This is a genomic window from Streptomyces sp. 3330 (assembly GCF_031456635.1).
Lineage (GTDB): Bacteria > Actinomycetota > Actinomycetes > Streptomycetales > Streptomycetaceae > Streptomyces.
Window position 1 is genome coordinate 37,935 of record NZ_JAVDVA010000042.1, and the last position, 12,187, is coordinate 50,121.

The 12,187-nt window shown below is 72.1% G+C and carries 12 protein-coding genes; 10 read left to right on the top strand and 2 right to left on the bottom strand.

The window, feature by feature from the left end; genetic code table 11:
* The first annotated feature begins 233 nt into the window (after nucleotides 1–233).
* Together J2X68_RS37985 and J2X68_RS37990 are read left to right on the top strand one after the other, a co-directional pair.
* Nucleotides 234–1,019 (top strand): CDP-alcohol phosphatidyltransferase family protein, encoded by a 786-nt coding sequence (locus tag J2X68_RS37985; RefSeq protein WP_310437177.1) that lies wholly within the window; start codon nucleotides 234–236, stop codon nucleotides 1,017–1,019.
* Between the two features lie 157 nt (nucleotides 1,020–1,176).
* Nucleotides 1,177–2,559 carry a S8 family peptidase gene (locus J2X68_RS37990; RefSeq protein ID WP_310437178.1) on the top strand — a complete coding sequence of 461 codons (1,383 nt, stop codon included), beginning with the start codon at nucleotides 1,177–1,179 and terminating at the stop codon, nucleotides 2,557–2,559.
* Nucleotides 2,560–2,649: 90 nt separating this feature from the next.
* Here J2X68_RS37990 and J2X68_RS37995 read toward each other — a convergent pair whose 3' ends face one another.
* Nucleotides 2,650–3,063, bottom strand: coding sequence for a PLD nuclease N-terminal domain-containing protein (locus J2X68_RS37995; protein WP_310437179.1), 414 nt, complete (start codon nucleotides 3,061–3,063; stop codon nucleotides 2,650–2,652).
* A gap of 257 nt (nucleotides 3,064–3,320) precedes the next feature.
* On the opposite strand from J2X68_RS37995, the gene J2X68_RS38000 reads away from it, so the two are divergent.
* From J2X68_RS38000 to J2X68_RS38035, 8 genes are all read left to right on the top strand, one after another.
* Nucleotides 3,321–4,778, top strand: a complete 1,458-nt coding sequence (locus J2X68_RS38000) for a menaquinone biosynthesis decarboxylase (RefSeq protein WP_310437180.1) — start codon at nucleotides 3,321–3,323, stop codon at nucleotides 4,776–4,778.
* A complete protein-coding gene (gene mqnP, locus J2X68_RS38005; RefSeq protein ID WP_310437181.1) occupies nucleotides 4,775–5,677 on the top strand; it encodes a menaquinone biosynthesis prenyltransferase MqnP in 903 nt (300 codons plus the stop codon). Before J2X68_RS38000 ends, mqnP begins: the two co-directional genes overlap by 4 nt.
* A gap of 157 nt (nucleotides 5,678–5,834) precedes the next feature.
* Complete coding sequence (locus J2X68_RS38010; RefSeq protein ID WP_310437182.1) at nucleotides 5,835–6,506, top strand: UbiX family flavin prenyltransferase; 672 nt, start codon at nucleotides 5,835–5,837, stop codon at nucleotides 6,504–6,506.
* Between the two features lie 101 nt (nucleotides 6,507–6,607).
* Nucleotides 6,608–7,063 (top strand): Lrp/AsnC family transcriptional regulator, encoded by a 456-nt coding sequence (locus J2X68_RS38015; protein ID WP_020130097.1) that lies wholly within the window; start codon nucleotides 6,608–6,610, stop codon nucleotides 7,061–7,063.
* A gap of 110 nt (nucleotides 7,064–7,173) precedes the next feature.
* Nucleotides 7,174–8,337: an aminofutalosine synthase MqnE gene (gene mqnE / locus J2X68_RS38020; RefSeq protein ID WP_310437183.1), complete on the top strand. Its 1,164-nt coding sequence runs from the start codon at nucleotides 7,174–7,176 to the stop codon at nucleotides 8,335–8,337.
* 125 nt (nucleotides 8,338–8,462) lie between these two features.
* Complete coding sequence (locus tag J2X68_RS38025) at nucleotides 8,463–8,987, top strand: GNAT family N-acetyltransferase (protein WP_310437184.1); 525 nt, start codon at nucleotides 8,463–8,465, stop codon at nucleotides 8,985–8,987.
* A gap of 102 nt (nucleotides 8,988–9,089) precedes the next feature.
* On the top strand, nucleotides 9,090–9,398 hold the full coding sequence (locus tag J2X68_RS38030; protein ID WP_310437185.1) for a DUF4229 domain-containing protein: 309 nt from the start codon (nucleotides 9,090–9,092) through the stop codon (nucleotides 9,396–9,398).
* A 61-nt stretch (nucleotides 9,399–9,459) separates the two neighbouring features.
* Entirely contained in the window at nucleotides 9,460–10,104 is a 645-nt protein-coding gene (locus J2X68_RS38035) for a TetR/AcrR family transcriptional regulator (RefSeq protein WP_310437186.1), read from the top strand.
* Between the two features lie 81 nt (nucleotides 10,105–10,185).
* On the opposite strand, the gene J2X68_RS38040 is transcribed toward J2X68_RS38035, so the two are convergent.
* Entirely contained in the window at nucleotides 10,186–11,943 is a 1,758-nt protein-coding gene (locus J2X68_RS38040; RefSeq protein WP_310437187.1) for a DUF4157 domain-containing protein, read from the bottom strand.
* Nucleotides 11,944–12,187 lie beyond the last annotated feature (244 nt).

Here is a 12,187-nt window from a genome sequence, read left to right on the forward strand (position 1 = left end):
CCGTTCCCGGTGGGAGCGGCGCTGACGCGGGCGCTCACGCGAGTGGGCGGCGCGGCCCGGGCGGGGTCACCCGGGCCGGTCCTCCGGGCCGGGTCCGGCACCGCGCCGGAGCGTGCGGGATCGTGCCGGACCATGCCGAAATCCCCCCGGGAGATGCCCGAGGACGGGTCGAGTAACCTGTGCCGATCACCGCCGCAGGCGCGGCAGTTGAGCCCCGGGCGGAAGGAAAGTTCATGGTTGCTGCTCCTGTTCTGGAGGAGCTGCGGGAGGTCTGCCAGCCGCAGGCCAAGCTCGCCAGCCGCAACGGCGAGCACTGGGCGGGGCGCCTCTACATGCGGCGCGTCTCGCTGCGGTTCACCCGCCAGCTGGTGCGCACCCGGGTCACCCCGGACCAGCTGACCTGGACGATGGTGGTGTGCGGGGTGCTGTCCGGCGCCGCGCTGCTCGTCCCCGGTCTCGCGGGGGCCGTGCTCGCCGCGCTGCTGATGCAGTTGTTCCTGCTCTTCGACTGCGTGGACGGCGAGGTCGCCCGCTGGAAGGGCCAGAACAGCGCGACCGGCATCTACGTCGACCGGCTCGGCGCCTATCTCGCCGACGCGGCCCTCATGATCGGCTTCGGCTTCCGGGCGGCCGAGTCCGGCCTCGGCGGCTGGGCGGGCTTCAACGGCTGGGTGTCGCTGGGGCTGGCGACCGCGCTCGGCGTGGTGCTGCTGAAGGCCTCGACCGACCTGGTGGACGTGGCCCGGGCGCGGCGCGGCCTCGCGGTCGCCGACGACGAGGCCACCGCGCCCCGCTCCCAGGGCGTCGCCTCGCTGCGCCGCCTCGCCGCCGCCTTCAAGATCCACCGGGTCACCAACGGCATCGAGGCCTCGCTGGTCCTGCTGGCCGTGGCCGTCCTGGACGCGGCGACCGGCGGCGTCGAGCCCACCCGCTGGGCGCTGGCGGCCATCGCCGCGATCACCTGGGTGATGGTCCCGGCCCACCTGCTGTCGATCCTGTCGTCGTCCCGGCTGCGGTGACGGTGGAACGCGCGTCCCGCCCGAGGACCTCGGCGGCGGCTCGCCCGCGCACGGCGACGCGGAGGACCGCTCGGCCGGGCAGGTGATTCCCCGGCCGGGCCACGGGCCCCGGGTGCGTCGCCCGGGGGGAACAGGCGACCGCTCCTATTGTCCTACCTTGTCGATCTTCGGAGCGCAGGGTGTGGAGGACCAGGTGGGAAGAGCCGGAAGGATTCCGCTCCGCAGCGGTTTGCTCGTCGGGGCCGTGCTGTCGGCCCTCACGGCCGCCGCGGTCGTGCCGGGCTCGGCTCAGGCCGCCGACCCCGCTCCGGCGGAGCGGTGGATCGTGCAGCTGAAGGACACGGTCGCCGATCCGGGCAAGGTCGCCGAGGAACAGGCGAAGGGTCAGGCGTCCGACGGCGGGAGCCGGCTGCGCCATGTCTTCGACGCCACCGTGGACGGGGCGGCCCTCAAGGGCTACGCCCTGGAGGCGACCGCGGACCAGATCGCGGCCCTGCGCACCGATCCGCAGGTCGCCTCGGTCGAACCCGACCGGCTCGTGTCGCTGCCCGAACCGTTCCCCGGCTCGTCGGTCCAGGCGCCGCGGCGGCGGACCGGCGAGCCGGGCGGGGGCGGCGTCGCCTACCAGGGCGACCCGCTGCTGGCCGGGCAGTGGGGCCTGTTCCGGATCGGCGCCGTGGCGGGCTCCGACCACGGGTTCCGGGTGCCCGCGGCCGCCCGGGTCGGCGTGGCGGTGCTGGACACCGGCGTGGACGCCGCTCATCCGGACCTGCGGGTCGCCGGGAACGCCAACTTCAGCAGTTCGCCGGGCGCGGAGGACTTCCACGGCCACGGGACGCACGTCGCGGGCATCGTCCAGGCGCTCAACAACGGCGTCGGCGGGGAGGGCGCCGCACCCGGCACCCTGCTGTGGAACGTCAAGGTTCTCGGCGACCGCGGCTCGGGGCTCTTCTCCGACGTCATCGCGGGCCTGAACTGGGTCGCCCGGAACGCGAGGGCGAAGAACATCCGGGTCGCCAACATGAGCCTGGGCACCTCGGCGGACAGCCCCCTGGTGCACCAGGCCGTCCGGCTGGCCACCCGGGCGGGCGTCGCCGTGGTGGCCTCCGCGGGGAACGCCGGCACGACCGCGCTGAACTACCCGGCGGCCTACCCGGAGGTGATCAGCGTCGCCGCCACCACCGTGTTCGACCGGCGGGCCCCCTTCTCCAACCACGGGGCGCCCTGGGTGGACATCGCGGCGCCGGGCGCCGACATCCTCTCCACGCTCCCCACCCGCGCCACACCGCTGGGCGAGGACCACGGGTTCCTCTCCGGCACCAGCATGGCCGCGCCCTTCGTCACCGGCGCCGCGGCGCTCTGCCTGACCTCCGGCCACTGCCACGGGAACGCCCGCGACATCCTGCGCACGCTCGGCCGGGACGCCCGGCCCGTCGCCGGGACCGGCTCGGACTACCGCTACGGAGTCGTCCAGGTCGGCTGCTACTGGCGCAACGCCGCCCGGTGCGCGCCCAGGTCGGTCGAACACGGCGCGGCCTAGGGCCTGTCTGACAGGCCCTAGGGGCGATCCCCGACCGGGCTCGTCCCCGATCGCGGGTCCGTCGCCCCTGGGCGGCTCCCGTGTCCCCGGTCAGCTCTGCGGCGGCTGGGGGTCCTCGCCGGCCTCGCGGCGCTTCAGCTCCTCCTCGCGGCGGCGCAGGTCGGCCTCCCAGTCCTTGAGGAGAGCCTCGTCGTCCCTCTTGCCCTCTGCCTTGCTCTCCTGGAGGGACTTGAGGAACTCGGGGTTGTCGTCCGGCGCGACCCACTCGGCGCGCCGGGCGCGGGAGGACTCGGCCGGGGCGCCACCGCCCACGGGCGCGCGTCGCGCCTTGCCCGCAACCAGCCAGGCGACCGGGCCGACGAGCACCTCGCCGAAGAGCAGGATGATGATGACCCAGACCACCTTCGGCAGCCCGCGCACCTCTTCCTCGGGGGTGTTCAGACAGTCGATGAAGGCGTAGATCCACAGCGCCAGTACCAGCAGGAACGGCAGATACCTGAGCATGGTGGCGGGTTCCCCCAGGAGACGGCGACGGGGCGCGGGACGGCCCCGGTGACCGGGCCAGGGTAGCGGGTGGCGGAAATCGTTCCCTCGCGGGCGGGCGGCTCGGGCGAACGGAGCGCGAGGCCGGATCGGGACGGGTGACCGCGCGGCCCGGCGGCCCGGCGGCGCGGGCGGCGCGGGCGGGGCGCGCGGCGGCGCGGGAGGCGTAGCGCGGGGCGCGCGTCGGCGCCGGACGGGCCTCGGCGATACTGGGACGCATGGCTTACGACGATCTTCGGTCCCTGCTCAGGGCACTGGAACGCGAAGGCGACCTCAAGCGCGTCAAGGCTGAGGTCGATCCGTATCTGGAGGTCGGGGAGATCGTCGACCGGGTCCAGAAGTCCGGTGGCCCGGCGCTGCTCTTCGAGAACGTGAAGGGGTCGAGCATGCCCCTCGCGATGAACGTGTTCGGCACCGACCGGCGGCTGCTGAAGGCCCTCGGCCTCAAGTCGTACGCGGAGATCAGCGAGAAGATCGGCGGGTTGCTGAGGCCCGAGCTGCCGCACGGCTTCGTCGGCGTGCGGGAGGCGTTCGGCAAGCTCGGCGCGATGACGCACGTCCCGCCGAAGAAGGTGAAGCCCCAGGACGCGCCCGTCCAGGAGGTCGTCCTGCACGGCGACGACGTCGACCTCGACGCGCTGCCCGCCCTCTTCACCTGGCCGCAGGACGGCGGCTCCTTCTTCAACCTGGGCCTGACGCACACCAAGGACCCGGAGAGCGGGATCCGCAACCTCGGCCTGTACCGCCTCCAGCGCCACGACAAGCGCACGATCGGCATGCACTGGCAGATCCACAAGGACAGCCGCAACCACTACCAGGTCGCGGCCCGCAAGGGCGAGAAGCTCCCCGTCGCGATCGCCTTCGGCTGTCCGCCCGCCGTGACGTACGCCTCCACCGCCCCGCTGCCCGGCGACATCGACGAGTACCTCTTCGCCGGGTTCCTCGCGGGCAAGCGGATCGAGATGGTCGACTGCAAGACGGTGCCGCTCCAGGTGCCGGCGCAGGCCGAGGTCGTGATCGAGGGCTGGCTGGAGCCGGGCGAGATGCTGCCGGAGGGTCCCTTCGGCGACCACACCGGCTTCTACACCCCGCAGGAGCCCTTCCCCGCCCTGAAGATCGACTGCGTGACGATGCGCAAGCGCCCGCTGCTCCAGTCGATCGTGGTCGGCAGGCCGCCGACGGAGGACGGTCCGCTGGGCCGCGCCACGGAACGCTTCTTCCTGCCGCTGCTGAAGATCATCGTCCCGGACATTGTGGACTACCACCTGCCCGAGGCCGGCGGCTTCCACAACTGCGCGATCGTGTCGATCGACAAGAAGTACCCCAAGCACGCGCAGAAGGTCATGCACGCGGTCTGGGGCGCCCACATGATGTCCCTGACCAAGCTCATCGTGGTGGTCGACGCGGACTGTGACGTCCACGATCTGCACGAGGTCGCGTGGCGGGCGCTCGGCAACACCGACTACGCCCGTGACCTGTCCGTCGTCGAGGGTCCGGTCGACCATCTCGACCACGCCTCCTACCAGCAGTTCTGGGGCGGCAAGGCGGGTATCGACGCGACCCGTAAGTGGCCCGAGGAGGGGTACACGCGAGACGGCGGCTGGCCGGAGATGGTGCTGTCCGACCCGGATACGGCGGCGAAGGTCGACCGCCGCTGGAAGGAGTACGGCCTGTGAGCTCCGCTTCCGCAGCGCTTCCCCAGCCGGGACGCACGAAGGCCTTCCTGCGGCTGGTGATGATCGAGCACTCGGTCTTCGCGCTGCCCTTCGCCTACATCGCCGCGCTGACGGCGATGTTCCAGACCGACGCGAACATCCACTGGGGCCGGCTGCTGCTCGTCACCGTCTGCATGGTGGGCCTGCGCACCTTCGCCATGGCGGTCAACCGGATCATCGACCGCGAGATCGACGCCCGTAACCCCCGCACGGCGCACCGCGAGCTGGTGACGGGCGCGATGTCGGTGAAGCACGCCTGGACCGGCGCCCTGATCGCCCTGGTGATCTTCCTGGGCGCGGCGGCGCTGCTGAACCCGCTCTGCCTGGCGCTGGCGCCCATCGCGGTGATCCCGATGGTCGTGTACCCGTACGGCAAACGCTTCACGAACTTCCCGCAGGCCATCCTCGGCCTGGCGCAGGCGATGGGCCCGATCGGCGGCTGGCTGGCCATCACCGGCGAGTGGTCCTGGGACGCGGTGATCCTGGGCCTGGCGGTGGGCATCTGGATCGGCGGCTTCGACCTGATCTACGCCTGCCAGGACGTCGAGACGGACCGCGAGGTCGGCGTCATGTCGGTCCCGGCCCGGTTCGGCGTCCCGGCGGCGGTCTGGGGCGCGCGGGTCTGCCACGCGATCACGACCGCCCTGTTCGTCTGGTACGCCCTCGCCACGGACGCCGGCGCCTTCTTCTGGCTCGGTCTGGTGATCGTCGCGGGCGCCTTCGTGTACGAGCACACCATCGTGCGGCCGCACGACCTGACCCGCCTGAACAGGGCGTTCTTCTCGACGAACGGGTTCATCGGCATCAGCCTGTTCGTGTGCGCGCTGATCGACCTGCTGGTGCGGGGCCTCACGGTCTAGGGCCCGGCGGTCCGCGTGGCCCCTCCCTGTACTCCGTCCGGGTGAACGGGCGGGCCCGGGGAGTGCAGGGGGCACGCGGGCTCCAGGGCCGACCGGTCCTGAAGACCACTCCGCCCACCGGTACGCTCAAGGTGTGAACGCAGGAGAAACGCAGCGCGTGCCTTGGATCGTGGGGGTGTCCGGGGCGTCCGGTACGCCCTATGCCGCCGCTGTGCTGCGTGCGCTGCTGGCCGCAGGAGAGAGCGTCGACCTGGTGGTCAGCCGGGCCTCGCGGCTCACCCTGCTCGACGAGACGGGCATCTCCTTCCGGGACGCGCACTGGCGCGACGACCTGCGGGAATGGCTCGCGCGAGGGGCCGACGGAAAGCCGGGCACCTTCGAAGCGGACCTCGGCGGCGAGGGCGACGGCGACCGGGTGCGCTACTGGGCGGCCGGGGATCTGGCCGCCGGGCCGTCCTCCGGGTCGTACGCCACGAAGGGCATGCTGATCGTGCCCGCCTCCACCGCCTGCGTGGCCGGGGTCGCCCTCGGGCTCTCCAAGGACCTTCTCCAGCGGGCGGCGAGCGTGACGCTCAAGGAGCGGCGCCCGCTGGTCGTGACCGTGCGCGAGACCCCGCTGAACGGGCAGACGCTGCGTCACCTCGTCGCCCTGGACGAGGCGGGGGCGAGTGTCGTGCCGGCTTCCCCGGCCTTCTACGCGGGCGCCACCCACATCCAGGACCTGGTGGACTTCGTCGCCGGGCGGGTCCTCGACGCGGCGGGCGTCGGACACGGGCTGTACCGCCGCTGGAAGGGCGAGATCGGCGGCGGCTCGCGTCCTCCCGCCTGAGCGCCGGGCGGCGCGGACGGCACGCGCCGCCGCTTCGGAACACCCCCGCAGGAACTCCCCCCACATCTCCTCATCTCTCCTCATCGGAAGGCTTAGATCGCATGGACGCGGTGGACAGGCAGCTCATCCAGGCCCTGAGGGAGAACGGCCGGGCCTCCTACGCGGAGCTGGGACGCCTCGTCGGTCTGTCGGGACCCAGCGTCACCGACCGCATCAACCGGCTGGAGGCGGCCGGTGTCATCACCGGCTACCGCGCCACGGTCAACGCCGCCCAGCTCGGTCTCGGCGTCACCGCCCTCATCGGCATCTCCCTCTCCGACGCCGCCGACCACGAGGACGTGGCGAACCGGATGAAGGACCTCGGGGAGATCGAGGACTGCTGGTTCATCGCCGGCGACGACTCGTTCATGCTCAAGGTGCGGGCGAACGACGTGGACGGGCTGGAGCGGATCATCCGGCGGCTCAGCGGAACCAAGGGCGTGTCCCGGACCCGGACGACCATCGTGCTCTCCACCAAGTGGGAGAACCGGGTCGGGGAGCTGCCCGAAGAGGTCTAGGGGCGTCGCGCGGCCGTCCGGGGGCGCCTCCCGCGCCGAGAGCGGGGGCGTACGGTGGGTCCGGTGGCGTCATCGCAGGAAGTCGCAGGAAGTCGTAGAGAGGTGTGGGCATGGACGTCGGACTCAAGCGCGAGCTGGAGCAGAAGGTCAGGGCCGGTGAGCGGCTGACCCGTGAGGACGGCATCGCGCTGTACGAGTCGGACGACCTGGCGTGGCTGGGCGGGCTGGCGCACGAGGTGCGCACCCGCAAGAACGGCGACGTCGTGCACTTCAACGTCAACCGTCACCTCAACATGACGAACGTGTGCACGGCCTCCTGCGCCTACTGCTCCTTCCAGCGCAAGCCGGGCGAGAAGGACGCGTACACCATGCGCATCGAGGAGGCGGTGAAGCTCGCCAAGGCGATGGAGGGCGAGAACCTCACCGAGCTGCACATCGTCAACGGCCTGCACCCGAACCTGCCGTGGCGCTACTACCCGCGCTCGCTGCGGGAGCTGAAGGCCGCCCTCCCGGACGTCTCCCTCAAGGCGTTCACGGCGACGGAGATCCACCACTTCGAGACGATCAGCGGGCTGTCCGCCTCCGAGATCCTCGACGAGCTGATCGACGCCGGTCTGGAGTCGCTGACCGGCGGCGGCGCCGAGATCTTCGACTGGGAGGTCCGCCGGCACATCGTGGACCACCGCACCCACTGGGAGGACTGGTCGCGCATCCACCGGCTGGCGCACGAGAAGGGGCTCAAGACCCCGTGCACCATGCTGTACGGCCACATCGAGGAGCCCCGCCACCGCGTCGACCACGTCCTGCGCCTGCGCGAGCTCCAGGACGAGACGAACGGCTTCCAGGTCTTCATCCCGCTGCGCTACCAGCACGACTTCGTGGACATGAAGGACGGCAAGGTCCGCAACCGGCTCCAGGCCCGCACCCAGATGGCGACCGGCGCGGAGGCCCTCAAGACCTTCGCGGTCTCCCGGCTGCTCTTCGACAACGTCCCGCACGTGAAGGTCTTTTGGGTCATGCACGGCGTCCAGACCGCGCAGCTCGCGCTCCAGCACGGCGCCGACGACATGGACGGCTCGGTCGTCGAGTACAAGATCACGCACGACGCCGACAACTACGGCACCCCGAACAAGCTGACCCGCGACGACCTGCTGGACCTCATCCGGGACGCCGGCTTCCGCCCGGTGGAGCGCAACACCCGGTACGAGATCATCCGCGAGTACGACGGCCCCGACCCGGCGCTCCGCGAGTCGCCGCAGCCGATGCGCGTGTGAGAGCGGGCGGGACCAGGGCGTGAACGGGAGTGCGCGGTCCGGCGGGCGCGGGGGCGTCCGCCGGGGGCCGGTCCAGGATCCGGAAGCGGCGGCACACCGACTGCCGTAAGGATTACGATCCTGGCGTGTCCCTTACCTTCACACTCGACCCCGCCGTCACCCCCGCCCTGCGTGACGGCATCCTCGACCTGTGGACGGACGTCTCCAACGCGGGCGGCGCCGTCGGTTTCGTGGCGCCGGTGGAGCGCGAGACGGTCCGGCCGGAACTGGTCCGCCACCTCGTCCAGATGGCCGAGGGCCGCACTCGGCTGCTCGTCGGACACGACGCTGCGGGAGACGTGGCCGCGACGGCGTTCTTCAGCTTCAACACCCACCGGCTGCAGACCCACTGGGTGATGCTCTACACGGTGATGGTGCACCCCCGGCACCAGGGCAGGGGTTACGGCCGCGATCTGCTGGCGGCCGCCGCCGACGAGGCCCGCGCCTTCGACGGCATCGACGCGATCCGGCTCACCTGCCGCGGCGGACTCGGCCTGGAGCACTTCTACGGCTCCTGCGGCTACAAGGAGGTCGGGCGGGTGCCCGGCGCCATCAGGGTCGCGCCGGGCGACGACCGCGACGACATCATCATGCTGCTGCCCCTGACGTGACCGCCGTGACCGCTCCGGCGGCTCGCACCCCGATGCAAGATCGGCGCCCCGGCGTGCTTCACTGGATGACGGCCCCTTTTGGAATCGGAAGAGTGGATTGACATGCTCCGCTACACACTGATGCGCCTCGGTGTCTTCGCCGGCTGCCTCGTGGTCGTCTGGGGTCTCGTCTACTCCGGTGTCGTCCCCCGCGGGCTCGGCGACTCCAACCTCATGTGGATCCTGCTGCTCTCCCTGGTGATCTCCGCGCCGATCAGCTTCGTGGTGCTGCGCAAGGAGCGCGACCGCGCCTCGGTGACCGTCGTGCGGCGGGTGGACCGCATGAAGGCCAACCTGGAGGCCAACAAGTCCCAGGAGGACGCCTCGATCGACGAGGCGACCCGCCCGCAGGGCCAGGCGCAGACCTCGTAGTCGCCGCCCGCGGCGGGCCGGGCCCGGGCGGGGCCCCGGCGGGCCCAACTAGGCTGTGTCCATGGGGACCGTGAAGACCAAGCGGATGCCGCGTGCGGTCCGTGAGCAGCAGATGCTGGACGCCGCCGTGGAGACCTTCGGCCGCCGGGGGTACATGGCCGCGTCGATGGACGAGATCGCCGAACTCGCGGGCGTGTCCAAGCCGTTGGTGTATCTGTACCTGAATTCCAAGGAAGACCTCTTCACCGCCTGCATCCGGCGCGAGGCCAAGGCGCTCGTCGAGGCGGTGCGCACCGGCGTGCGCACCGACCTGTCCGCCGACCGACAGCTCTGGGACGGGCTGCGGGCGTTCTTCGCGCACACCGCCGAGCATCCGCACGCCTGGTCCGTGCTGCATCTCCAGGCCCGCACGCACGGCGAGCCCTTCGCCGCCGAGGTCACGGCGATGCGCGAGGAGATCGTCGCGTTCGTCACGCACTTGATCGTGGTCGCGGCCAGGGAGGCCCATCGCGACCCCGACCTGCCCGAACGGGAGGTCGCCGGACTCGCCGAGGCGCTGGTCGGCGCCGCCGAGTCCCTCGCCGCCTGGGCCAACACCGCCGACGGCACGACGGCCCGGCAGGCGGCGGCGACCCTGATGAACTTCGCCTGGGCGGGCCTGGGCAACCTCATGGAGGGCCGGCCCTGGGCCCCACCGGAGGCCTGAGCGACTCACCGGAGGCCTGAGCCGAGGCGTGAGGGCCTCACCGGAGGCCTGAGAACCCCGGGCGAGGCCCTCAGGGTCGCCTCAGCTCAGATCCATCGCGTCCGCCGGAATCAGCGCCGGGGCCTCGGTGTCCGAGGCCGAGGAGTCGGACTCGGAGCCGTACCCGGTGTCCACCCGCTCCTGGCCCTCGCAGTCCACCCGGAGGCTGACGTGCGTGCCGCCGCCCTTGACCGCCGCCGTGTGGATGCGCAGCGCGAGCATGTCGGCGTTCGCGACGGTGTAGTCGGACTCCCCGATGTTGGAGGCCTTGCTCGGCCAGTAGGGGCCGGGACGCTTGGAGTCGTCGTCGACGAAGAGCTCCATGTAGCAGACCATGCAGGGCCGCTTGACGCCCGCGATCGCGGCGATGCTGCCCTCCGGCGCGCTCTCCACGATGCGGCGCTCGGCGTGCAGGCCGTCCGTGGCGGAGTCCTCCCGCTTCGCGGGCACGCTCACCGAGCCGCCGAGAGCCTGGAGGACCGCGCTGTACGCCTCCCTGCCCGTCCCGTCGCCCAGCAGACGCGAGGCCAGCTTCCGGGCGTGCCGCTGCTCCAGCGCCGTGCGGCCGGGCAGGTTCGGCGCGCCCGCCTGCAGGATCGCGGTGAGGAAGTCCGCGGCGCTGTCCTTGCCCTCGTACAGGTCGGTGAGCGCCTTGTTGGCGCTGTCCTTGTTCGACGAGATGTACAGCTGGTACCTCGTGGCGGCGCCGTCCGGCCCCTCCTGCTGGACGGCGCTCACGCCCGCCTGCACTTCCTCGGGCTGCTTGCGCAGGTCGTTGAGGTAGTTGAAGGTGACGGTGGAGATCCAGCGCAGGGCCTGCTCCGGGCGCTCCGCCGAGAAGGAGCGTTCCTTCCGGATGTTGCCGGTGCCGTGGTACATCGCGCTCAGCGCGGCGCCCTTGAGTCCCTCGCTCATCGCGTGCGCGGGAGGGGCGTCGGAGGCGACCGGCAGGTGCACGGTCTTGTTCTGCGCCCCGCCGTACTCCTTCCACCCGTGGTTCTCCACGAGCGCCTTGGTGATCGCCTGCGCCACGGTCTTCTTCTTGCCGCCCTGCTTGGGCCGGGACTTGGTCACGCCGCTGGGAGCCGTGGGCATTCGCTGCACGTTCTGCCGCTCGCCGGTGCCGGCCGCCGCCCGCTGCACCGGGGCCCCGTGGCCCGCCGAGCCGGGCAGCGACAGGTCGGGGGCCGAACCCTGCGCGACCAGACGGCCGTTGGTGGCCGACTGGCGCTCGAAGGCGTCACCAGGGTCGGACACCTTCACACCCGAGCCGTTGTCGGTGCCTGCCACCGGGCCCTGCGACTGCTGCCGGACGTGGTCGAGTTCGTGGAACATCGTCTCGTCGTCCACCTTGGACGAGCCGAGCACGATGTGGTGGCCGACGGTCATCGCGTGGGCCTGGAAGTCGGCGCTCGCGCGCTGCGCCGTCGCGTCGTTGTGCACGCGCACGTGACCGAGCGACATCCCGTACGCCTGCTCGGCCTTGGCCTGGATGCGCGGCTCCAGACCGCTGCCGCCGGATCCGGTCACCTCGGCCAGCGACACCCGGCGCTGCACCGCGTCCTGCTGCGCCTCGGCGGTCTCCGCGGACCGCTGGACCGACCGGTCCGCGTGGCCGCAGCCGGGGCCGTGCTCGTGCCGCTGTTCCTCGATGGCACGCGTCACGGCCGCGTTGCCCGCCGAGCGCTGGAGGGCGAGCAGTCCCGCCGCCGGTCCCGTGAGCGACGACCGTGCGGAACCTCTCCCGGCCTTGGACCGGCGGCTTCCACCCAGGTCGTTCTCCTGGTCCTGCGCGCGCATGGACGCTCCCTTCAGAGACAGAGCAGTCTGAACCCACCACTGTGCTCGACCGGACGCGACCGGGGTAAGGGCCTCGAGGGCAGTGTCGGGGGGCCGTTCGCGCAGGATCACCGGGCGCGCCGGTCGGGGGGGGGGGGGGGGGGCCGGGGGGGGGGGGGGCCCCCCCCGCCCCCGGGCCCCCCCGCCCCCCGGGCCGGGGGCCCCGGGCGCCCGCGCCGGGGCGACCCCCCCCCCCCCCCGCCCC

What these genes read in the sequence shown, in the direction of transcription:
- J2X68_RS38000 (WP_310437180.1), top strand. Translation starts at nt 3,321, where the DNA reads ATGGCTTACGACGATCTTCGGTCCCTGCTCAGGGCACTGGAACGCGAA.
- J2X68_RS37985 (WP_310437177.1), top strand. Translation starts at nt 234, where the DNA reads ATGGTTGCTGCTCCTGTTCTGGAGGAGCTGCGGGAGGTCTGCCAGCCG.
- J2X68_RS37995 (WP_310437179.1), bottom strand. Translation starts at nt 3,063, where the DNA reads ATGCTCAGGTATCTGCCGTTCCTGCTGGTACTGGCGCTGTGGATCTAC.
- mqnE (WP_310437183.1), top strand. Translation starts at nt 7,174, where the DNA reads ATGGACGTCGGACTCAAGCGCGAGCTGGAGCAGAAGGTCAGGGCCGGT.
- J2X68_RS38030 (WP_310437185.1), top strand. Translation starts at nt 9,090, where the DNA reads ATGCTCCGCTACACACTGATGCGCCTCGGTGTCTTCGCCGGCTGCCTC.
- J2X68_RS38040 (WP_310437187.1), bottom strand. Translation starts at nt 11,943, where the DNA reads ATGCGCGCGCAGGACCAGGAGAACGACCTGGGTGGAAGCCGCCGGTCC.
- J2X68_RS38035 (WP_310437186.1), top strand. Translation starts at nt 9,460, where the DNA reads ATGGGGACCGTGAAGACCAAGCGGATGCCGCGTGCGGTCCGTGAGCAG.
- J2X68_RS38015 (WP_020130097.1), top strand. Translation starts at nt 6,608, where the DNA reads ATGGACGCGGTGGACAGGCAGCTCATCCAGGCCCTGAGGGAGAACGGC.